Genomic DNA, 20,528 nt, shown 5'->3' with positions numbered 1-20,528 from the left:
GATCCGAACTGGCGAGGCCAGCCGGTGTCGCGACGATTACCTGTAAGCCTCCCAAGGCCCAACAACAAAAAGCGCGAAAACAACCCCATGCACAGTAGCCGGGAGCTGCAAGATCAATGACTTACGCCGGGGCGGAATCGTGTTTCTAGACCGCGATCGTGATGCGGCGGGCGCTGAAGGCGAGCCGGGGATGATTGCCGACGAGCAGCAGGGCTGCGTGGGACACTTAATTCGCCTTGATGCCCGCTTCACTGATCAGCTTGCCCCATTTCGAGCCTTCGCTTTGGATGAAGCGGCTGAACTCCTCCGGTGAGGTCGGTGCAGGCTCTGCGCCAAGCGTCCGGATCTTCTCGACCACCGATGGATCCTTCAGGGCCTTTCCGAAGGCTTCGTTCAACCGGCCGACGATATCGGCTGGCGTGCCGGCCGGAGCAACCAGCCCGAACCAGCCAACGGATTCGAAACCCGCAATACCGCTCTCGGCGAGTGTCGGCACATCAGGCAAGGACGACAGACGCTGCGCAGACGACACACCGATGGCGTTGAGCTTACCTTCGAGGATCAGTTGCCTCGATGCGGGGATATCCAGTACCGCGAAGGGGACATGGCCTGCGAGAACATCGACCGTCGCCGGCGCGGTCCCGCGATAGGGGACCAGCTCCATGGCGATCCCGGTCTTCTGCGTGAACAGTGCCGCGGTCAAGTGCATGGCGGTCGAATTGCCGCCATGCCCGATCGACAACGCGCCCGGCTTGGCCTTGGCGAGCGCGATCGATTCCGCGACCGTATGCGCCGGCACGTTCGCTGACGCAACCAGCACGAAGGGAATTTTCGCGAGCAGGGTGATCGGCGCAAGATCCTTCGGATCGAACGGCATCGACGAATTGAGATGCGGATTGACCGTCAGGCTGCCTGCCGGCGCAATGCCGAGCGTATAGCCGTCAGGCTTGGCCTGCGCGACCGCGGCCATGCCGATGTTGCCTCCAGCACCCGCGCGGTTCTCGATCACGAGACCCTGTTTGAGCTCGGCAGTGACCAGCGGTTCGAGCGCGCGGATGACGGTATCGGCGCTGCCGCCGGGCGGAAAGGTCACGATGATCTTGATCAATTGCTCGGGATAGACCGCTCGGACCGCCTCCAGCGGCAGCACGGCGAAACTCGCGGCCGTCAGCACGGCCAAAATGCGGCGGCTTGCAACGTGAAACACGTTTCCCTCCTGGTGCGAGTCTTTTTTTGTTTTGTGAACCACGACTTTGTAAATCACCTGCCGGCGGACTTCGCCGCGAGACCGTCCGCTTCAAACCGCCTTACGCCGAAGCGCCGGTGATGCGCGTCAGCAAGCCTTGTGAGTCCGCTGGCGCGGCCTGCCCGCGCCAGGCGATGTGCTGATCGGGCCGCGCCAGCACCAGCTTCTCGGCATACGCGCCGTTCGCTTCGTCCGGCGCAATGTCGAGCAGCGCGAGCGGAATGCCGCGCTGCTCTGCGGCAGACTTCAATGGCGCTACATCGATCGCCGGATCGAACCGCAGCAAAGTGTAGCCGACGCCGAAGGCATCGTAGAGCGATCGCCCGTCCCGCAGAAACAGGTGCGGCGCGCGAGCGCCCGGCACGGTGGAGGGGGTGAAGCTGCCCATCGCGTAAGCGGGCGGCGTCTCGCCGTCATAGGCGATGATCGGCGAGGCATCGTAATAGTAGCCGAAGTTCAATCCGGCACAGCAATATTGCTGCACGTTGAGATCGTAGGCCGCCCTGGCCAGCGCTGCGCGCGCGGCGTGGCCGCGCGGCGTGTCGTCCTCGATCTCCGCGGAGACTCCACCACGCTGCGCCATCATCTTCATCGCATGGTCCATGGCAAAGCGCGACACCTGTTCGGTGATGGGCTGACGCTCCGCCTCGTAGGCATCCAGGATCGAAGCCGGCGCCCACCCGTTCAGATGCGCCGCCACCTGCCAGCACAGGTCGACGGCGTCCGCAATCCCCGCATTCATGCCGTAGCCCGCATACGGCATCCACAGATGCGCGGCGTCGCCGCAGATGAAGACTCTGCGGTCGCGGAAGCGATCGGCGACAAGCCGGCGGCCGACCCAGTCCTCCTTGCTGAGGACGCGGTATTCGAAGCGCTCGTCGACGCCGAGAATGGCGCGGATCGCCCAGTCCCGATCGACCGAATCAAATTCGGGCTCGTCTGGCTTCAGGTGATTATGGATCAGCCAGCGGTCCTGACCGTCGATCGCCACCGTCGTGCCTGAGCGTCGCGGGTTGAGCGAGAGCACCATCCAGGCCGGCTTGTGCGCGCCCATCAGCTCCTTGAGCTGCGGCGCTTCGATGAAGGTCGATTGCACGCGCTGGATCACCGGCGTGCCGGACAGGTTGGCGCCGATCGATCTGCGAACCAGGGAACGGCTGCCATCGCAACCGATCACAAAGGAAGCCTCGATGCGGAGCGAGCTTCCGCTGTCGAGGTCGCGCGCCAATGCGACCACATGGTCGTCATTCTGCTCGATGTCCGTGATTTCCGTGCGCGCCAGAATGGTGATGCGCGACTGAGCGGCGGCATGGCTGAACAGGATCGGCTCGAGATAGACTTGGTTGATCCGGTGCGGCGGCTCCGGCGTCGGCCACCAGGTGTCGGGGCCGCCGGTGGCGCTGTAGCGGCGTGCGCGCGAGGGAATGTCGATGCGGCACAGCTCGATGCCGGTCGCCGTGGTCCGGTAGGAGCAGTCGTTCGGGAAATCTGCGGGCAGGCCTGCGTCGCGCAGCTTTGCGGCGACGCCGAGCCGGCGGAAGATCTCCATCGAACGCGCCGAGACGTGATTGCATTTGACGCTGGGCGGATCGCCGGCATGGCGGATCTCCGCGACCACGACGTCGATCCCACGGGAAGCCAGATCCATCGCCGCGGTCAATCCGACGGGCCCGGCGCCCACCACCAGCACCTGTGTCCTCATGTTCGTTTCCAATCCCTTGGCGATCGCCGCTTCACCGACCACGGCATGCATTTTATTGCATGCTCGCTTATGTGATAAGCCGGAAAGAACTCATCAATTCATGAGCTTTGCCTATGAACGTCACCTTACGGCAATTGCAGGCCTTCACCGGCGTGTACCGTACGCGCAGCATCACGCGGGCTGCGCGCGAGCTGGGGATCACGCAATCGGCGGCGAGCCTGTTGATCCAACAGCTCGAAGCGCAGCTCGGCGTCAAACTGTTCGATCGCTCCACTCGTTCGGTGCAGCCGACGCGGGCCGCTGACGAGGCAGTTCATGCCGCCGAACGGATGCTGGGCGATGCGCTGGGCCTGTCGCGGCGCATGCGTGACCTCGCGCAGGCGCGCGCCGGCCGAGTCGCGTTTCTCGCCTCAGCCGGTACCGCATCGGCACTGCTGCCCTCGGTGCTGGCAAAATTCCGGGCAGGCTATCCCGACATCGAAATCGACATGCGCGACGTCGCCGCCGACGATCTCGTTCCACGTCTGATCGCGACGGATGCGGAGTTCGCGATCGGCAGCGTCGAGGGAGAATTCGCGGAGCTGACGATCGAGACGCTGACCCGCGGCCGCCTGAGCGCCATCGGCCGGCGCACCCCCGACTTCGCGGCACGGCGCTCACTGACATGGGACGAATTGGATCAGATGCCGACGATCGCGATGCGGCGCGAGACGCGGATACGCATGCAGATCGATCAGGCGCTGGGGAGCCAGGGCAAGCACCTCAACCCGACCTATGAAGTGACGCTGATCAACACCGCGCTCGCCATGACGGCGCAGGGCCTCGGCCTTGCTATCCTTCCTGCGACGATGCTGCCGGCCGATCAATTTCCAACTCTGATCGCAAAGCCGCTGATACGCCCTGCCATCACCCGCCCGGTGTCGCTGCTGCAGCGCCAGGGTCGGACGCTGTCGCCGGCCGCGCAGGCGTTCGTGGCGACGGCGCGGACGGTGCTGGCGGAGCGAGAGCCGGCAAGATCAGACTGATCTGCCGAGCTTTCTGGAAAGCCGTTTTATTGTGGCGGATGATGTTGGCGGAGAGGGAGGGATTCGAACCCCCGATAGGCTTGCACCTATGCCGCATTTCGAGTGCGGTGCATTCGACCACTCTGCCACCTCTCCTGAAGGCGCCAAGTAAGGAGCATGGCCCCTGTGGTTCGGGCGTTAATAGGCGAGGATGGCGGGCCAGACAAGGCTTGCGAGGGCGAAAATCGGGCCGGTTTTCCGGCTGGACCCACGATGTCACGGTGATGATCGGGGGCGATCGCGGATTTCGGCGGCGGTTTGCGCGGGAATGGGCCTGAGCCGTTCGCCACTGACCCGGCGCGAGCCCGATGCGGCACGTCGGTGCCCGAATCACCGGTCACCGCAAAAGGCGGGGTGGGACCGCCAGACGCGGTAAACACTGGCGGTCCCGGTGCCGCTCATTGAAATACTGGCTGGGAAGGGCGGCTTCGCCGGCCAGGTGAGGCGACGGTTTTGACCGTAGCGTGCGGGCGGTGCACCGCAACGCAATCCGGTCCTTAACCTAACCAGTCAAGGTTACTCCTTGTCGGACTTGGCCTTTTTCTTCCCGTTCTCCGTAGAATCGCGGTCTTTGTCTTTGTCCTTGCCGTTGTCCTTGCGGCGGTTGGTGAAGCGGGCATTGCCGAGGCCGGTGCCGATGGTGAGCACGCCCCAGCGATCGACGTCCTGCATGAACGGCACCTCGGAGAGGCCCTGAACCACGCCGTCATTGTGCATCAGGATCGCGGTGTCGTGCTCGCCGATCTGCGGAATGCCCTCGAGCAGGCTCGCCGGCAGGTTGAACTTGCTGCTCTCCCAATTGCCCGGCAGGTTCTGTGCGCCTTTCTCGATGGAGCCGTCCGCGTTGATCACGCCGGGACAGGCGATGCCGATGAACGGCGCCAGCTTGTAGCCTTCCTTCTCGGCCTCGGTGATCAGCCCCTTCAGCATCTTCGTCAGCCGCTTCACCGCGCCTTCGCGCGTCGGCTCGTCGTCGGCATGACGCCACAGCTCGGACTTCACGACCTTGGCTTTCGACAGGTCTTTTGCCTTTTTCCAGCTGGTCTCAACCAGGCCGCAGCGGATGTTGGTGCCGCCGATATCGACGGCGAGGATGCTGTCATGGGCCTCGAAGATCCACGACGGCGCCAAATGCAGCGCGCCGATCAGGCCGGCCTCGTCGGGATGATGGCGGATCGGCAGCATGTCGATCTTGAAGCCCTCGGCGATGAGGATAATCTCGGTGCGCGCGATCGCGAGCTCGCCGAGCCGGGAATCGCGAAAACCGCCGCCGACCACGATGCGCTCGGTCTTGGCCCAGGCCTTGGACTTGAGGAAGCGGCGGGTGACGTAAGCGAGCTCCTGGGCGAAGTCCTCGATGGCGCTATGCACCACCGCCCAGGCCTCGGTGTCGTCGCCGACCAGGATGGCGTCCAGCGTCTTCTTGCTGATCTCGTCCGACGGCTCCTTGCCGAACGGGTCCTCGCCGGACTTGCGCAGCGGCTTGCGCCAGCGCTCGAGGATCTCGCGGAACGCGCCCTTGCTGGCGCGGTCGCCGATGAAGCCATCCTCGTCCTTCATCTCGATGTTGAAGCTGTCGATATCCACCGACGGCAGCCGCTCCGCGCCGTGATGAGCGATGCCCGTCGTCGTCTTGACCAGCTCGTCTGTTGCCATGGTAAGCCCCTTGCCCGTGTGACTGAATTCGCCGGGACAACGGCGGGGGAACCTGTTGGTTGCGGCGCGGTCCGAAATTCGCCTGCGGGCCGGATCGGGCCCAAATGCTTCAAATCCGGCCGTTTTCGCCGGCTTTTCCTTGACTCCGGGGGATCAGCGGCTATAAATCCCGCAACCGGCGCGGGGCGTTTCTCGCGCCGCTTGTTTTTACGTGGGTTTTCAAAGGGATAACTCCCGCCCGCACAAAACTCGCATAAACCCATAACGACTGACAAAAAGCCGGCCCCGACAATATGTCGCGAGGCCGGGAATGAACACGAAGGAAAACAACGATGTTCGCAGTCATCAAAACCGGCGGCCGGCAGTACCGCGTCGTTCCGGATGATGTCCTGGAAGTAGGCAAGATCGAAGGCGAAGTCGGCTCGATCGTGCAGCTCAATGAAGTTCTCCTGGTCGGCGGCGACACGCCGATCCTGGGTCTGCCCACGGTCGCCGGCGCGTCCGTTGCGGTCGAGGTGCTCGACCACAAGCGCGGTCCCAAGGTCATCGCTTTCAAGAAGCGCCGCCGCAAGAATTCGCGCCGCAAGCGCGGCTATCGCGACGAGATCACCGTGCTGCGCATCTCGGAGATCCTGACGGACGGCGCCAAGCCCACCAAGGGGCCGCGTCCGAAGCGGGAGAAGGTCGCCAAGCCAGAGACCACGACCGAAGAGGCCGCCGCATAATTTGATCACGCGCCGTCACGAAGTGATGCGTGAGAAATTGTGAAATGATTCCGTCAAGGAATTGATCTAGAAATACGTAGAATTTCGGAGACGAGCCATGGCTCACAAAAAAGCAGGCGGTTCATCGCGCAACGGTCGCGATTCCAAGGGCAAGCGCCTCGGTATCAAGGCGTTCGGCGGGGAAGTTGTGATTCCCGGCAACATCATTGCGCGTCAGCGCGGCACCACCTGGCATCCCGGCCTTAATGTCGGCATGGGCACGGACCACACCTTGTTCGCCAAGATCGAGGGCCGCGTAACGTTCCAGGCCAAAGCCAACGGCCGCACCTTCATCTCGGTGCTCCCGCTCGCAGAGGCGGCTGAATAGACGGTGGATCAAATTTGGAGTCCGCCGGGTCCCAGACCGAACCGGCGGAGTCCTTGAGATCAAAAGAGATCGAAGGCTCCAGGGGAGGCGGGAAACCGGCCTCCCCTTTCGTTTGCGTGCTCACTTTTCACTTGAGTGACTTCGACGGAGCCGGACATGTTGCAGGATTTTTCGAGCGTGACCTTGCGGGAGGCGAGACCCAGCGTCGTCGCCACCGAGCGGCTGACGTTGCGGCGGCCGACCCTCGCCGACGTCAGGACCATCGCCCTCCTCGCCAACGATCCTCGCGTTGCCGAAAACACCAGGCGCCTCCCGCATCCCTATTCGCAGGACGACGCCGTCGCCTTCATCCGCGCCACCGCCGCGCCCGGCGGCGAGACGGTGTTCCTGATCGAGCATGACAGCGGCCCCATCGGCATGGTCGGCATCGACTGCTCGACGCCCGGCAATGCGGAGCTCGGCTATTGGCTCGGCGTCGAGCATTGGGGCCGCGGCTTTGCCACCGAGGCCGCGCGCGGCGCGATCGACTTCTTCTTCGAGGAGTTCGAGGACGATCATCTCTATGCAGGCGCGCGCGTCACCAACCCGGCCTCGCGCAACGTGCTGGAGAAGTGCGGCTTCCAGTGGAGCGGCGTCCAGCTGCATCGCTTCCTGGCGCTGGGCTCGTCCACGCCCGTCGACTGCTTCCGCCTCTCACGCGGCGTGTGGGCGTCGCTGAAGAGCTGGAGCAGTGCGCGGCGGGTGAGGTAGGACGGAGGCGGCTCAAACTGTCGTCCTGGCGAAAGCCAGGACGACGCTCGAATTTATTCCGCTGTAATCACGCTGGCGGATTCACATCCGCGTCCCCGCGCCCCAGATCGCGCTCACGCAAATAAATATAGAACCCGGCGCCGATGATGATGGCGGCGCCGACGATGGTGGCGATTTCGGGCACGTCGCCGAACACGACGAAGCCGAAGATCACCGCCCAGACGATCATCGAATATTGATAGGGCACGACGACGCTGGCCGGCGCGAGCTTGAGCGATCGGTTGACGCAGAACAGCGCCGTGACCGAGACGCATCCCGCCAGCGCGAAGATCACGAGGCTGCCCGATGTCGGCGGCACCCAGTGGAACGCCGACAGCACCGCGCCCAGCAAGAACGTGCCGACGAATTGCGACGACGCCATCACGATATCGGGCGTCTTGCGCAGGCTGCGCGTGATCAGCATCAGCGTTGCGAAGGAAAGACTGCCGCCAAGCGCGATCAGCGCCGGCAGGCTCACCGTCTGTGCCGAGGGCCGCAGCGCGATCAGGACGCCGCAGAAGCCGATCAGGATCGCCGTCCAGCGCCGCCAGCCGACCTTCTCGCCGAGAAACATCGCCGACATCGCGGTGACGAAAATGGGCCCGGCGAGATAATAGGTGATGACGTCGGCGAGCGGCAGGTAGACCGTCGCAAGGAAGAAGGCCGCCACTTCCAGCGTCGACAGCACGACGCGAAAGAGCTGGAGGCCCGACCGCTCCAGATGCAGGAACTGGTGACGCTGCCGCCAGACCAACGGCGACAGCAGCAGCAGCGCCGCGCAGGCGCGCAGGAACAGCAGCTGCCCCACCGAATAAGTCCCGACCAGGAACTTGCCCATGGCATCGCCAAACGAGAACATGAAGATCGACAGCACCATGAGCGCAATCCCGGCAAGGCGCGCCGAGCGTTCGTCATAGGCCGATAGATTCTTGAACAGGGGCATCGAGCGCCGTTGTAATGACGCAGGCCGTCACGACAAGCCCGCGTTGGACGAATTGAACGGATTGTCGCACTCTCCGCGTCGCGGTAGCGACAGGTGTCTCACAAGAGAGCCAGGAAAGAGCTTAGCCATGACCGACTTCGACCCGGCCCGCCATCGCATGATCCCCGCGCAACGCTGGTTTGAGGATTTCGTGGTCGGCGAGCGTTTCGTGCTGCCGAGCCGCACGCAGACGACGGCGGTGTTCGCGGCGTTCCAGACCGCGAGCGGCGATACGCACCCGGTGCATTACGACGTGGAGTATTGCCGCAGCCGCGGCATGCCGCATCTGCTCGCCCACGGTTTCCAGACGCTGATCCACACCGCGCCCGGCGCCGGCCTGTTTCCGTTCATGGTCGAGGACTCCTGGTCGGCTTCCTCGAGCAATCCAGCCGGTTCCTCAAACCTGTCTTCGCCGACGACACAATCTATCCCGCGCTCGAGGTCACCGAGCTGGTGCCGGGACGCTCGACCGGCGCGGTGACGCTCAAAAGCACCGTGTTCAACCAGCGCAAGGAGCTGGTGCTGGAGGGCACGCAGAAATTCCTGATCCGGCGCCGGCCAGCTGGTTAAGCAAGGCCACAAATCGCCGGGTTTCGGCCGATTTGCGGGTCCATCCGGGTTGCCGCGCGGGACCGGCTGGCCTACCTATGGCCCATGAAATTCCTAGACGAAGCAAAGGTCTATATCCGCTCCGGCGACGGCGGAAACGGCTGCGTGGCGTTCCGCCGCGAAAAATTCATTGAATTCGGCGGCCCCTCCGGCGGCAATGGTGGCCGCGGCGGCAATGTCATCATCGAGGTCGCCGACGGGCTGAACACGCTGATCGACTATCGCTACCAGCAGCACTTCAAGGCCCAGAAGGGCGAGAACGGCTCGGGCTCGGACCGCCACGGCGCCAATGGCAAGTCGATCGTGCTGAAGGTCCCCATCGGCACGCAGATCTTCGATGAAGATCGCGAGACCATGATCCACGATTTCACCACTGTCGGCGAAAAGTTCGTGCTGGCCGAGGGCGGCAATGGCGGCTTCGGCAACGCCCATTTCAAGACCTCGACCAATCGCGCGCCGCGCAATGCCAATCCGGGCCAGCCCGGCGAGGAGCGCTGGATCTGGCTGCGGCTGAAGCTGATCGCGGATGCCGGCCTCGTCGGCCTGCCCAATGCCGGCAAATCGACCTTCCTCGCCAAGGTCAGCGCGGCCAAGCCGAAGATCGCCGACTATCCCTTCACCACGCTGCATCCGCAGCTCGGCGTCGTGAATGCCGACGGCCGCGAATTCGTGCTGGCGGACATTCCGGGCCTGATCGAAGGCGCGCATGAAGGCGTCGGTCTCGGCGACCGCTTCCTCGCCCATGTCGAGCGCTGCCGCGTGCTGCTGCATCTCATCGATGCGACCTGCGAGCACGCCGGCAAGGCCTACAAGACGGTGCGAACGGAGCTGGACGCCTATGCCGGGCAGCTCACCGACAAGATCGAGATCGTCGCGCTGAACAAGATCGACGCGATCGAGCCGGACGAGTTGAAGAAGCAGAAGGAGCGGCTGAAGCGCGCCGCCAAGAAGACGCCGCTGCTGCTCTCCGCCGTCACCGGTGACGGCGTGCAGGAAGCGTTGCGCTCTCTTGCGGATGTGATCGGCGAGAGCCCGGTGTCTGCGAAAGCGAAGAGCGCGGCCGAAGCGGAGCCGTGGTCGGTTTGATTTTTCGTCGTCCCGGCGAAGGCCGGGACGACGCTGGAGTGTACGGCCGCAGACGCGTGCATCGCTGATAGCTTGTCTTCGCGCCCTCGATAGCGCAGCATCCCACAATCAAGAAACGGCAGGGATCACGCATGGCGCGCGCGAAGAACGTTCTCTGGATCATGTGCGACCAGCTTCGCTATGACTATCTCGGCTGCACCGGCCATCCCACGCTGAAGACACCGAACATCGACGCCATGGCGAAGCGCGGCGTGCTCTTCAGCAAGGCCTATGTGCAGTCGCCGATCTGCGGCCCCTCGCGGATGTCGTTCTACACCGGGCGCTACATGCGCTCGCACGGCTCGCACTGGAACGGCTGGCCGTTGCGGGTCGGCGAGCCCACCCTCGGCGATCACCTCAAGAAGCTCGGCGTGCGCTACGTGCTGGTCGGCAAGACCCACATGGCGCCCGATCTCGAAGGCATGAAGGCGCTCGGCATCCCGCCGGAATCGATGATCGGCGTGCACGTCGCCGAATGCGGGTTTGAGCCCTATGAGCGTGACGACGGCCTGCATCCCACGGGGCGGCCGCGTCCGAAATACGACGAATATCTGCGCCAGCAGGGCTTTGATGCGCCCAATCCCTGGGAGCATTGGGCCAATTCAGGCGCGGCCGAGGACGGCTCGCTCCAGAACGGCTGGCTGCTCGTGCATGCCGACAAGGCCGCGCGCGTGCCGGACGAGCATTCCGAGACGCCCTACATGACGCGACGCGCCATGGATTTCATCGGCGAGGCCGAGACCGACGGCAGGCCGTGGTGCCTGCATCTGTCCTACATCAAGCCGCACTGGCCCTACATCGCGCCCGAACCCTACGCCAGCATGTATTCGACATCGGACATGATCCCGGTGATCCGCTCCGAGCGCGAGCGGCAGAACCCGCATCCGGTGTTCGGCGCCTATATGGACATGCGCTACTCCCGCAACATGGCGCGCGACGATGCCCGCGAGAAGGTGATCCCGACCTATATGGGCCTGATCACCCAGATCGACGCCCAGATGGGCGTGCTGATGAAGTTCCTGGAGGAGCGCGACCTGCTGGACACCACCATGATCGTGTTCACCTCCGATCACGGCGACTATCTCGGCGATCACTGGATGGGCGAGAAGGATCTGTTCCACGAGCAGTCGGCGAAGATCCCGCTCATCATCATCGATCCCTCGAAGGAGGCGGATGCGACGCGTGGCACGCGCAACGATGCGCTGGTCGAAGCCATCGATCTCGCGCCGACCTTCGTCGACTATTTCGGCGGCAAGGTGCCGGGCCATATCCTCGAGGGACGCTCGCTGCTGCCGCTGCTGCGCGGCGAGAGTCCGCCGGATTGGCGCAAGGTGGCGTTCTCCGAATACGACTATGTCATGCAGGACGTGCGGCTGAAGCTGAATCAGCCGATCGAACGCTGTCGCCTGTTCATGGTGTTCGACGGCCGCTGGAAATACATCCACGCCTCAGGCTTCCTCCCGATGCTGTACGACCTCGAAACCGATCCGGAAGAGTTTCTGGATCGCGGCGACGATCCCGAGTGCGCCGGCGTCATCGCTCGACTGCAGGCCGAGCTGTTCGACTGGGCGCTGCATCCCAACGACCACATCACGACGCCGCGCGAGAAGATCGCCGCCTATGCCGACAACCAGCTCCAGGTGAAGGGCGGGATTTTGATCGGTGTTTGGGACGAAGCGGAGCTGGCGTCGATCAAGGACGGGATCGCGCAGCGCGCGAAGCTGTGAGTGAGCGGAAAGAGCCTCTCTCAGCTCGTCATGCCCGGGCTTGACCCGGGCATCCACGTCTTGCGTTAGGTGGCGGTGCACGTGGATGGCCGGGACAAGCCCGGCCATGACGGCGGAGAGCGGAGCGCAAACAGAAACTAATTCTCGATCTTGTACCCCGTCGCCTTCACGACCGGCTGCCAGAACGCGGTGTTGGCGGCGAGCTCCTTGGTCAGACCTTCCGCGCTGCTGCCCACCGGGATCAGACCGATCGCGGTGAGCTTCTCCTTCACCTCGGGCTTGGCGAGCGCGGCGCTTGCGGCCGCGCCGAGCTTGCTTGCGAATTCCGGCGAGCTGCCGGCGGGAAGCCACATGCCGTACCAGGCGTCGGCGACGAGATCGATGCCGCTCTCTTTCAAGGTCGGCACCTCTGAGGCAAAGGGCGAACGTTCCGCGCTGCTCACCGCGATGATCTTCACGCCCTTGGCGCGATGCTGCGCAAGCGCGTCGGCCAGCGTGGTGATCCCGAACGGAACATGGCCGCCGACGAGGTCGTTGAGGATAGCTGCGCTGCCGCGATAGGGCACGCGGCTCAAGGGAATGCCGAGGTCCTTCTCCAGCTTCGAGCCCATGAAATGCGGAATGGTGCCGCTGCTGGGTACGCCGAACGAGGTCCTATCCGGATGTGCCTTCAGCCAGGCCGCGAACGACTTGAAATCCACAGCGTCGACCGCCGGGCTGATCACCAGCGCAAATTCAAAGCGCGCCAGCAGCGAGACCGGGACGAAATCCTTTGCAGCATCGAAGCTCGGAATCGTCTCGACCATCGGCAGCAGGTACATCGTGGGTCCGGTCGTCACCAGCACCATGCTGCCGTCGGGGCTTCCCCCTTCACCGCCTTGATGCCGATCAGGCCGTCACCGCCGGTGCGGTTCTCGACCACGATGGTCCGCTGCAGTGCCGGCGCCATCTCCTGCGCGATCAGCCGGCACAGCGTGTCGCCGCCCGCGCCGGCCGCGAACGGGAAGATGATCTTGGTGAGCCCAGCCTGTGCGCGCGTCGCTCCCACCTGCGCCAGCAGCGGCAGGCTCAGACACCGGACCATGAATTTGCGGCGATCCATGGGTTTCCTCCACCGTTATGGTTGGCAGCATGAGAGCCGGACGGCCGCCCGGGGCAACCCGGCGTTCATCCTTTAGCATGCCGGCGCCTTGCGCGGGCCATCGTCCTGCTGCAAAAGCAGGGCCTCATCGGCGCCGCTCTCGCTCCGCCGTGTCCGATGCAGAGCAATCCGTCACACGCGCCAGCACTTGCACACATGGCCAGCCCCGAACTCAGTCAATTCCGCCGCATCGTCGTCAAGGTCGGCTCCGCGCTGCTGGTCGATTCCGACAAGGGCGAGGTGCGCGCGTCCTGGCTTGCCGCGCTCGCCGACGACATGGCCAAGCTGCATCGCGAGGGGCGTGACGTGCTCGTCGTCTCCTCCGGCTCGATCGCGCTCGGCCGCAGCCGCCTGAAATTGCCGCGCGGCCCGCTGAAGCTGGAGGAGAGTCAGGCAGCCGCCGCCGTCGGTCAGATCGCGCTCGCCCGCATCTGGTCGGAGGTGCTTGGCGCCCACGGCATCGGCGCCGGCCAGATCCTGGTGACGCTGCAGGACACCGAGGAGCGCCGCCGCTATCTCAACGCGCGCTCCACTATCGGCAAGCTGCTGGAGTGGCGCGCGATCCCCGTGATCAACGAGAACGACACGGTCGCCACCAACGAGATCCGCTACGGCGACAACGACCGCCTCGCCGCGCGCGTCGCCACGATGGCGAGCGCCGACCTGCTGGTGCTGCTGTCCGACATCGACGGGCTCTACGACGCCCCGCCGAAGAACAACCCGAACGCCAAGCTCATTCCCGTCGTCGACAGCATCTCCTCCGAGATCGAGGCTGTGGCAGGCGACGCCGAGTCCGAGCTGTCGCGCGGCGGCATGCGCACCAAGGTCGAAGCCGCCAAGATCGCGACCACCGGCGGCACGCATATGCTGATCGCCTCGGGCAAGATCGAGCATCCGTTGCAGGCGATCGCCGATGGCGGCCGCTGCACCTGGTTCCTGACGCCGGCCAATCCCATCACCTCGCGAAAACGCTGGATCGCGGGCTCGCTTGAGCCGAAGGGTACGCTGACGATCGACGCCGGCGCGGTCGCGGCCCTGCGCGCCGGCGCCAGCCTGCTGCCGGCCGGCGTGATCAAGGTCGAGGGCCAGTTCGCCCGCGGCGACGCCGTGATCGTGCGCGGCCCCGACACCAGCGAGGTCGGCCGCGGCCTGATCGCCTACGACGCCGACGATGCCGAGCGGATCAAGGGCCGCTCCTCCCCGGATGTCATGGCCATCCTCGGCATCAGCGGGCGGTCCGAGATGATCCACCGGGATGATCTGGTGGTGGGCGGGTAAGGGCCGACAGACGCCCAAACCGTCATGCCCGGGCTTATCGCGGGCATCCACGTTCTTTCTTGCTGGCGGCAAGGCGTGGATGGCCGGGACAAGCCCGGCCATGACGTCGGAGCTGGGCCAGTGGCCGAGGTGGCACAACACCGGGAGACCAGCCATACCCGCCCCGCCCTTCGCAAAAGCGGGATTTCCGTGCTAGGACACTGCCTTAGCAGAAGGTTGAAACTCCCATGGCCGCCCCCTCAAAGCCGTCGACGGCAATGCCGATCTTCAGGCGCTGATGACCGATCTCGGTACCCGTGCCCGCGCTGCCGCGCGTGGCTGGCGCTGGCGCCGCCGGAGCAGAAGAACCGGGCGCTCGAGGCCATGGCGCGGGCGATCCGCAACAATTCAGCTGCGATCCTCGCCGCCAATGCCGAGGACGTCACCGAGGCCCGCGCCTCCGGCAACGCCACCTCGTCCTTCATCGACCGCCTGACGCTGACGCCGGCGCGGGTGGAGGGCATGGCCGAGGGCATCGGCATCGTGCGCGGCATTGCCGATCCCGTCGGCATCGTCACCGAGAGCTGGCAACGGCCGAACGGCATGACCATCGAGCGCGTGCGCGTGCCGCTCGGCGTCGTCGGCGTGATCTTCGAGAGCCGGCCGAACGTTGCGGCGGACGCCGGTGTGCTGTGCCTGAAGTCGGGCAATGCCGTGATCCTCCGCGGCGGCTCCGACAGTTTCCGCTCCTGCCGCGCGATCCATGACTGCCTGGTGCAGGGCCTGCGCGAAGCGGGCCTTCCCGAGGCTGCCATCACGCTGGTGCCGACGCGCGACCGCGCGGCGGTAGGCCAGATGCTGTCGGGATTGAATGGCGCCATCGACGTGATCGTGCCGCGCGGAGGCAAGAGCCTCGTCGCGCGCGTCGAGCAGGAAGCGCGCGTGCCGGTGTTCGCGCATCTCGAAGGCGTCAACCACATTTACGTCGACGGCAGCGCCGACCTCGCCATGGCGAAATCGATCGTGCTCAACGCCAAGATGCGCCGCACCGGCGTCTGCGGCGCCGCCGAGACGCTGCTGGTCGATCGCGCCGCAGCCGGTAAAAACCTCAAGCCGCTGGTTGAGATGCTAATCGAGGCCGGCTGCGAAGTGCGTGGCGACGACGCCGTGCAAAAGATCGATGCGCGCGTCAAACCCGCGAGCGCGGACGATTGGGACACCGAATATCTCGATGCGATCATCGCAGCGAAGGTGGTGAACGGCGTCGACGGCGCGATCGCGCATATCCAAAATCACGGTTCGCACCATACCGATGCGATCGTGAGCGCCGACGAGACCGCTGCGAAAAAAATTCCTGAGCGAGGTCGATTCCGCGATCGTGCTGCACAACGCCTCGACGCAGTTCGCCGACGGCGGCGAGTTCGGCTTCGGTGCCGAGATCGGCATTGCCACCGGCAGATTCCACGCCCGCGGCCCGGTTGGCGCCGAGCAGCTGACGAGCTTCAAATATCGCGTTCACGGCACCGGGCAGACGCGGCCGTAGACGACGCAGGGCGCGGGGCATTGAGCAACAATTTCGTCGCGCCACGTTTCTTCGCGCAGGCCATACCGACCCATACCTCGGGCATGCGCATCGGCCTGCTCGGCGGCTCGTTCAACCCGCCGCACCAGGCCCATCGCGCGATCAGCCAGTTCGCGCTGAAACGACTCCAGCTCGATCGCGTGTGGTGGCTGGTGACGCCAGGCAATCCGCTGAAGGAGAACGGCGCGCTGCATGAGCTCGGCGCGCGCATGCAGGCGGCGCGCGAAATGGCCGACGATCCCAGGATCGAGGTGAGCTGTCTCGAATCCGTCATTCGCACGCGCTATACCATCGATACGATCAACACCTTGCGCCGCCGCCTCTCGGGCTTGCGCTTTGTCTGGATCATGGGCGCCGACAACCTCGCTCAATTCCATCGTTGGCAGCACTGGCGGCGCATCGCCGACCAGGTGCCGATCGCGGTCATCGACCGTCCGCCGCAGAGTTTTCGCGCCCTCGCCTCTCCCGCCGCCCAGGCGCTCAGGCGCTATCGGATGCCGGAGAATGAGGCCGCCTTGCTCGCGGACCGGCCCGCGCCAGCCTGGGTGTTCCTGACCGGAATGAAGCTGAATCTCTCGTCGACCGGCTTACGGAACCCGGACGGAAGCTGGAAAGGTACGAAGTGAGTCAGATTGTGCGAACGCCATGCGGTCTTCGGGCTCTCTGGCATATTGAAACCCTTAACCCCACATGATGTAGTGTAACCAGTGGGCGCCGGATTCGGCGTTCGCGATACAGTGAAAGGAATGGTCCCTGACCACATCTGTATTGTCCAAGACAGCCTCACCCAAGACGGCTTCACCGAAGTCTGTTTTACCCAAGGTTGCCAAGCCGACGCGTAAAACATCGACCAAAGCTGCGGCCTTGAAGGCGCAACCCGACGCCGACAAGACGCTGAGCCTGATCCTCTCCCGCCTCGACGACATGAAGGCGGAAGAGACTGTGACCATCGACCTTCGCGGCAAATCGGCCTACTCCGACTACATGATCGTCACCACCGGCCGGGTGAACCGGCACGTCGGCGCGATCGCGGAGAACGTCGCCAAAGGCCTCAAGGAAAACGGCATCAAGAACATCCACGTCGAGGGCTTGCCCAATTGCGACTGGGTGCTGATCGATTCCGGCGATGTGATCGTGCACGTGTTCAGACCCGAGGTCCGCGAGTTCTACAGTCTCGAGAGATTGTACACGCAGGGCCCAGGGGCGGCGAAGGCGATCTGAGAGGCTGCTGGCCGATTTCGAATCGGCTGACGCGCATGCTAGCGTCGTGCGCGCGCAGATCGCGCGCGGTCCAGAAAACGCGACCCTGAACATATCATGCGCATAGCCGTCATTGCGGTGGGCCGGCTGAAGCAGGGCCCCGAACGGGAGCTTGCCGAGCGCTATTTCGAGCGGTTCGACGAGGCCGGCCGCAAGCTCGATTCCGCGAGCTCGCCATCCACGAATTGCCCGAAAGCCGCGCGCGCGATACGGCGACGCGGATGGCCGAAGAGGCCGCGGCGATCTCCGCCCATATTCCCGAAAAGTCGGTGCTGGTGGCGCTGGACGAGCGCGGCCAGAATCTGGATTCGACCGTATTCGCACGGCATCTCGGGCGCTGGCGCGACGAGGGTGCCGGTCATACTATCTTCATGATCGGAGGGGCGGACGGACTTTCGCCCGAATTGCGCCGTAAGGCCAAGCTCGTGATCGCGTTCGGCTCTGCGACCTGGCCGCATCAAATGGTCCGCGTCATGCTTCTGGAACAGCTTTATCGGGCCGCCACCATTCTGGCGGGCCACCCCTATCACCGCGCGTGATCCGCGCCACAACGAGCACCTTTGCTTAAAGCGATGCGAGCGCCGATTTTCAACCTGCTGCTGATCGCCGGCGTTGCCGGCGCAAGCCTCGCGCAAGCTCAGACGCCTGCACCGCAGACTGCGGCCGTAGCGCCCGATGCGATCAAGCAGCGCGAGCAGGAGCTCGAAGCCGCGCGCGCCAGCAAGAAGAGCGCTGAGGAAGCGCAGGCCAAGCTCAAGGCCGAGATCACCTCGCTCGGCCAGGACCGCACCCAGCTCAATCAACAGTTGATCGACACCGCCGCCAATGTGCGCACCGTCGAGACCAAGATCGACGAGGCCGAAGCGCGGCTGCGATCGCTGAACGGCCGCGAACAGGCGATGCGCAGCTCGCTCGATTCACGCCGCGCCGACATCGTCGAGGTGCTGGCGGCCTTGCAGCGCGCCGGAAGGCGGACGCCGCCGGCACTTCTGGTACGGCCCGAGGATGCCCTGCAATCGCTGCGCACGGCGATGCTGCTCGGTGCCGTGGTGCCGGAGTTGCGCGGCCGTGCCGAGAAGATCGCGGGCGAGCTCGGCGAGCTCGTGGCCTTGCGCAAGACCATCGCGACCGAGCGCGACCAGCTTGCCTCCGACCGCGACAAGGTGCGCAACGACCAGACCCGGCTCGCGGCTCTGGTCGACGAACGGCAGCGTCAGCAGGCGTCGCGCGAAAAGGACCTCGACGCCGAGAACGCGCGCGCCGTTGCGCTCTCAAGACAGGTCGGCGATCTCCAGGGGCTGATCGCCAAGATGGAGCAGGATCTGCAAAGCGCCGCCAAGGCGGCCGAGAAAGCAGCTGAGGCCGCCAAGCAGGCCGAGGCCAAGGCGGCTGCAAACGCGGCCGCCAGCGCCAAGACCGGCCCCGGCACATTCAAGGATCGTTCCCGCACCACCCCTGCGATGGCCTTCGCCGCGGCCAAGGGCCTCCTGCCTCTGCCGGTTAACGGTAACAAGATCAGGGATTTCGGCGGTTCGGACGGGCTCGGCGGGGTCCAGAAGGGCATTTCGCTGGCGACGCGGCCCGGCTCCCAGGTCACGACGCCGTGTGATGGCTGGGTGGTCTATGCCGGCCCGTTCCGCAGCTATGGACAACTCTTGATCCTCAATGCCGGGGGCGGGTATCATGTGCTGATCGCCGGGATGGAGCGCATTTCGGTCAACATCGGACAATTCGTGCTCACGGGGGAGCCTGTCGCGACCATGGGGTCGACCTCTCAAGTCGCCTCCATTCTCGCCACGAACGCGAGTCAACCTGTGCTCTATGTCGAGTTCCGCAAAGACGGCACTCCAATCGATCCAGGCCCATGGTGGGCCGCAAATGAAGGCGAGAAGGTTCGCGGATGATGCGCAAGACTTCAGTTATCCTCCTCAGCGCGGCCACCGGTGCGGCGCTGACGCTGTTCGTGACGCAACCGCGCGCGGTCTTCATGGGCTCCAGCGCGCGAGCCGCCACTGCGGACACCTATCGCCAGCTCAATTTGTTCGGCGACGTGTTCGAGCGCGTGCGCTCGGACTATGTCGAGAAGCCCGACGACACCAAGCTGATCGAATCCGCGATCAGCGGCATGCTTACCGGTCTCGATCCGCATTCGAGCTACATGGACGCCAAGAGCTTCCGCGACATGCAGGTGCAGACCCGCGGTGAGTTCGGCGGCCTCGGCATCGAAGTCACGATGGAAGACGGCCTGATCAAGGTGGTCTCGCCGATCGACGACACCCCGGCCTCGCGCGCCGGTGTCATGGCCAACGACATCATCACCAATCTCGACGACGAGGCGGTGCAGGGCCTGACCCTGAACCAGGCGGTCGAGAAGATGCGCGGCCCGGTCAACACCAAGATCAAGCTGAAGATCATCCGCAAGGGCCAGGACAATCCGATCGACGTCACGCTGGTGCGCGACAACATCCGCGTCCGTTCGGTGCGCGCCCGCGTCGAGGCCGACGACATCGCCTATATCCGCATCACCACCTTCAACGAGCAAACCACCGAAGGCCTGAAGCGCGAGGTCGCCAACCTCTCGAATCAGATCGGCGACAAGCTGAAGGGCTACGTCATCGACCTCCGCAACAACCCGGGCGGCCTGCTCGAGGAAGCGGTCACCGTCTCCGACTCCTTCCTGGAGAAGGGCGAGATCGTCTCGACCCGCGGCCGCAATGCCGAGGAGACCCAGCGCCGTACCGCGCATACGGGCGACCTCACCAAGGGCAAGCCGGTCATCGTGCTGGTCAACGGCGGCTCGGCTTCGGCGTCGGAGATCGTCGCCGGCGCGCTGCAGGACCACAAGCGTGCGACCATCGTCGGCACACGCTCGTTCGGCAAGGGCTCGGTGCAGACCATCATTCCGCTCGGCTCCGGCAACGGCGCGCTGCGTCTGACCACGGCGCGCTATTACACGCCGTCGGGCAAGTCGATCCAGGCCAAGGGCATCGTGCCCGACATCGAAGTGCTGCAGGACGTGCCGGACGAGCTGAAGTCGCGTACCGACACCAAGGGCGAAGCTTCGCTGCGCGGCCATCTCAAGAACGACGGCGACGAGAAGACCGGCTCGCAGTCCTACGTTCCGCCGGACGCCAAGGACGACAAGGCGCTCAAGCTCGCCGACGATCTGCTCCACGGCATCAAGAACAGCGCGTCCGCGGCGCCCACGCCGGGCGGCGACAAGGCCACAACCGACAAGCCCAAAGCGGCGAACTAGGTCGGCGCATCGCGATCTGACGAAAAGGGCGGCTCCCGGA

17 protein-coding genes, 1 tRNA gene and 3 pseudogenes are annotated in these 20,528 nt (G+C 64.8%); 14 read left to right on the top strand and 7 right to left on the bottom strand.

Features of this window, described 5'->3' with window-relative positions:
• Positions 1-226: 226 nt before the first annotated feature.
• Complete coding sequence (locus tag AB3L03_RS18730; RefSeq protein ID WP_368506857.1) at positions 227-1,207, bottom strand: Bug family tripartite tricarboxylate transporter substrate binding protein; 981 nt, start codon at positions 1,205-1,207, stop codon at positions 227-229.
• A 100-nt stretch (positions 1,208-1,307) separates the two neighbouring features.
• Positions 1,308-2,948 carry an FAD-dependent oxidoreductase gene (locus AB3L03_RS18725; RefSeq protein WP_368506856.1) on the bottom strand — a complete coding sequence of 547 codons (1,641 nt, stop codon included), beginning with the start codon at positions 2,946-2,948 and terminating at the stop codon, positions 1,308-1,310.
• 113 nt (positions 2,949-3,061) lie between these two features.
• Here AB3L03_RS18725 and AB3L03_RS18720 point away from each other — a divergent pair, with 113 nt between their 5' ends.
• Positions 3,062-3,973 carry a LysR family transcriptional regulator gene (locus tag AB3L03_RS18720; protein WP_018459865.1) on the top strand — a complete coding sequence of 304 codons (912 nt, stop codon included), beginning with the start codon at positions 3,062-3,064 and terminating at the stop codon, positions 3,971-3,973.
• Between the two features lie 45 nt (positions 3,974-4,018).
• On the opposite strand, the gene AB3L03_RS18715 is transcribed toward AB3L03_RS18720, so the two are convergent.
• A tRNA-Ser gene (locus tag AB3L03_RS18715) sits at positions 4,019-4,108 on the bottom strand.
• A 420-nt stretch (positions 4,109-4,528) separates the two neighbouring features.
• Positions 4,529-5,668 (bottom strand): ROK family protein, encoded by a 1,140-nt coding sequence (locus AB3L03_RS18710; RefSeq protein WP_018459864.1) that lies wholly within the window; start codon positions 5,666-5,668, stop codon positions 4,529-4,531.
• 332 nt (positions 5,669-6,000) lie between these two features.
• Between AB3L03_RS18710 and rplU the strand changes: the two genes are divergently transcribed.
• The 3 genes from rplU to AB3L03_RS18695 all read left to right on the top strand — a co-directional run bounded on the left by rplU (position 6,001) and on the right by AB3L03_RS18695 (position 7,510).
• Positions 6,001-6,393, top strand: a complete 393-nt coding sequence (rplU, locus tag AB3L03_RS18705) for a 50S ribosomal protein L21 (protein WP_007604396.1) — start codon at positions 6,001-6,003, stop codon at positions 6,391-6,393.
• A 97-nt stretch (positions 6,394-6,490) separates the two neighbouring features.
• Positions 6,491-6,760, top strand: a complete 270-nt coding sequence (gene rpmA / locus AB3L03_RS18700) for a 50S ribosomal protein L27 (protein WP_018459863.1) — start codon at positions 6,491-6,493, stop codon at positions 6,758-6,760.
• Positions 6,761-6,916: 156 nt separating this feature from the next.
• Positions 6,917-7,510: a GNAT family N-acetyltransferase gene (locus tag AB3L03_RS18695; protein WP_027566431.1), complete on the top strand. Its 594-nt coding sequence runs from the start codon at positions 6,917-6,919 to the stop codon at positions 7,508-7,510.
• A gap of 67 nt (positions 7,511-7,577) precedes the next feature.
• On the opposite strand, the gene AB3L03_RS18690 is transcribed toward AB3L03_RS18695, so the two are convergent.
• Complete coding sequence (locus tag AB3L03_RS18690) at positions 7,578-8,492, bottom strand: DMT family transporter (RefSeq protein WP_368506855.1); 915 nt, start codon at positions 8,490-8,492, stop codon at positions 7,578-7,580.
• 127 nt (positions 8,493-8,619) lie between these two features.
• Here AB3L03_RS18690 and AB3L03_RS18685 point away from each other — a divergent pair.
• The 3 genes and pseudogenes from AB3L03_RS18685 to AB3L03_RS18675 all read left to right on the top strand — a co-directional run bounded on the left by AB3L03_RS18685 (position 8,620) and on the right by AB3L03_RS18675 (position 11,992).
• Positions 8,620-9,101, top strand: a pseudogene (locus AB3L03_RS18685) (MaoC family dehydratase).
• Positions 9,102-9,185: 84 nt separating this feature from the next.
• Entirely contained in the window at positions 9,186-10,226 is a 1,041-nt protein-coding gene (gene obgE / locus AB3L03_RS18680; protein ID WP_018459859.1) for a GTPase ObgE, read from the top strand.
• A gap of 131 nt (positions 10,227-10,357) precedes the next feature.
• Positions 10,358-11,992 (top strand): alkaline phosphatase family protein, encoded by a 1,635-nt coding sequence (locus tag AB3L03_RS18675; RefSeq protein WP_018459858.1) that lies wholly within the window; start codon positions 10,358-10,360, stop codon positions 11,990-11,992.
• A 137-nt stretch (positions 11,993-12,129) separates the two neighbouring features.
• On the opposite strand, the gene AB3L03_RS18670 is transcribed toward AB3L03_RS18675, so the two are convergent.
• Complete coding sequence (locus AB3L03_RS18670) at positions 12,130-12,840, bottom strand: tripartite tricarboxylate transporter substrate-binding protein (protein ID WP_368506854.1); 711 nt, start codon at positions 12,838-12,840, stop codon at positions 12,130-12,132.
• Positions 12,828-13,094: a hypothetical protein gene (locus AB3L03_RS18665; RefSeq protein ID WP_368506853.1), complete on the bottom strand. Its 267-nt coding sequence runs from the start codon at positions 13,092-13,094 to the stop codon at positions 12,828-12,830. Before AB3L03_RS18665 ends, AB3L03_RS18670 begins: the two co-directional genes overlap by 13 nt.
• Positions 13,095-13,289: 195 nt before the next feature.
• On the opposite strand from AB3L03_RS18665, the gene proB reads away from it, so the two are divergent.
• The 7 genes and pseudogenes from proB (at position 13,290) to AB3L03_RS18630 (ending at position 20,488) form a co-directional block, all read left to right on the top strand.
• Positions 13,290-14,411: a glutamate 5-kinase gene (proB, locus tag AB3L03_RS18660; RefSeq protein ID WP_085348678.1), complete on the top strand. Its 1,122-nt coding sequence runs from the start codon at positions 13,290-13,292 to the stop codon at positions 14,409-14,411.
• 277 nt (positions 14,412-14,688) lie between these two features.
• Positions 14,689-15,933, top strand: a pseudogene (locus AB3L03_RS18655) (glutamate-5-semialdehyde dehydrogenase).
• Positions 15,934-16,016: 83 nt separating this feature from the next.
• A complete protein-coding gene (locus tag AB3L03_RS18650; RefSeq protein WP_018459854.1) occupies positions 16,017-16,598 on the top strand; it encodes a nicotinate-nucleotide adenylyltransferase in 582 nt (193 codons plus the stop codon).
• Positions 16,599-16,836: 238 nt separating this feature from the next.
• Entirely contained in the window at positions 16,837-17,193 is a 357-nt protein-coding gene (gene rsfS, locus AB3L03_RS18645) for a ribosome silencing factor (RefSeq protein WP_007598906.1), read from the top strand.
• A 179-nt stretch (positions 17,194-17,372) separates the two neighbouring features.
• A pseudogene (gene rlmH, locus AB3L03_RS18640) lies at positions 17,373-17,771 on the top strand (23S rRNA (pseudouridine(1915)-N(3))-methyltransferase RlmH); the annotation flags it as partial.
• A gap of 33 nt (positions 17,772-17,804) precedes the next feature.
• Positions 17,805-19,136 carry a murein hydrolase activator EnvC gene (locus tag AB3L03_RS18635; RefSeq protein ID WP_018459851.1) on the top strand — a complete coding sequence of 444 codons (1,332 nt, stop codon included), beginning with the start codon at positions 17,805-17,807 and terminating at the stop codon, positions 19,134-19,136.
• Positions 19,133-20,488 (top strand): S41 family peptidase, encoded by a 1,356-nt coding sequence (locus AB3L03_RS18630; RefSeq protein ID WP_018459850.1) that lies wholly within the window; start codon positions 19,133-19,135, stop codon positions 20,486-20,488. Before AB3L03_RS18635 ends, AB3L03_RS18630 begins: the two co-directional genes overlap by 4 nt.
• The last annotated feature ends 40 nt before the right edge of the window (positions 20,489-20,528 follow it).

Source organism: Bradyrhizobium lupini, from assembly GCF_040939785.1.
Lineage (GTDB): Bacteria > Pseudomonadota > Alphaproteobacteria > Rhizobiales > Xanthobacteraceae > Bradyrhizobium > Bradyrhizobium canariense_D.
This window is presented reverse-complemented; position numbering and strand designations above follow the sequence as displayed.

Bases quoted from the DNA above. Each gene is read 5' to 3' on its own strand.
- AB3L03_RS18670 (WP_368506854.1), bottom strand. From the start codon at position 12,840: ATGGTGCTGGTGACGACCGGACCCACGATGTACCTGCTGCCGATGGTC.
- obgE (WP_018459859.1), top strand. From the start codon at position 9,186: ATGAAATTCCTAGACGAAGCAAAGGTCTATATCCGCTCCGGCGACGGC.
- rpmA (WP_018459863.1), top strand. From the start codon at position 6,491: ATGGCTCACAAAAAAGCAGGCGGTTCATCGCGCAACGGTCGCGATTCC.
- AB3L03_RS18690 (WP_368506855.1), bottom strand. From the start codon at position 8,492: ATGCCCCTGTTCAAGAATCTATCGGCCTATGACGAACGCTCGGCGCGC.
- AB3L03_RS18710 (WP_018459864.1), bottom strand. From the start codon at position 5,668: ATGGCAACAGACGAGCTGGTCAAGACGACGACGGGCATCGCTCATCAC.
- proB (WP_085348678.1), top strand. From the start codon at position 13,290: ATGGCCAGCCCCGAACTCAGTCAATTCCGCCGCATCGTCGTCAAGGTC.
- AB3L03_RS18725 (WP_368506856.1), bottom strand. From the start codon at position 2,948: ATGAGGACACAGGTGCTGGTGGTGGGCGCCGGGCCCGTCGGATTGACC.
- AB3L03_RS18650 (WP_018459854.1), top strand. From the start codon at position 16,017: ATGCGCATCGGCCTGCTCGGCGGCTCGTTCAACCCGCCGCACCAGGCC.
- AB3L03_RS18635 (WP_018459851.1), top strand. From the start codon at position 17,805: ATGCGAGCGCCGATTTTCAACCTGCTGCTGATCGCCGGCGTTGCCGGC.
- AB3L03_RS18695 (WP_027566431.1), top strand. From the start codon at position 6,917: ATGTTGCAGGATTTTTCGAGCGTGACCTTGCGGGAGGCGAGACCCAGC.
- AB3L03_RS18630 (WP_018459850.1), top strand. From the start codon at position 19,133: ATGATGCGCAAGACTTCAGTTATCCTCCTCAGCGCGGCCACCGGTGCG.
- AB3L03_RS18665 (WP_368506853.1), bottom strand. From the start codon at position 13,094: ATGGATCGCCGCAAATTCATGGTCCGGTGTCTGAGCCTGCCGCTGCTG.
- AB3L03_RS18675 (WP_018459858.1), top strand. From the start codon at position 10,358: ATGGCGCGCGCGAAGAACGTTCTCTGGATCATGTGCGACCAGCTTCGC.
- AB3L03_RS18720 (WP_018459865.1), top strand. From the start codon at position 3,062: ATGAACGTCACCTTACGGCAATTGCAGGCCTTCACCGGCGTGTACCGT.
- rplU (WP_007604396.1), top strand. From the start codon at position 6,001: ATGTTCGCAGTCATCAAAACCGGCGGCCGGCAGTACCGCGTCGTTCCG.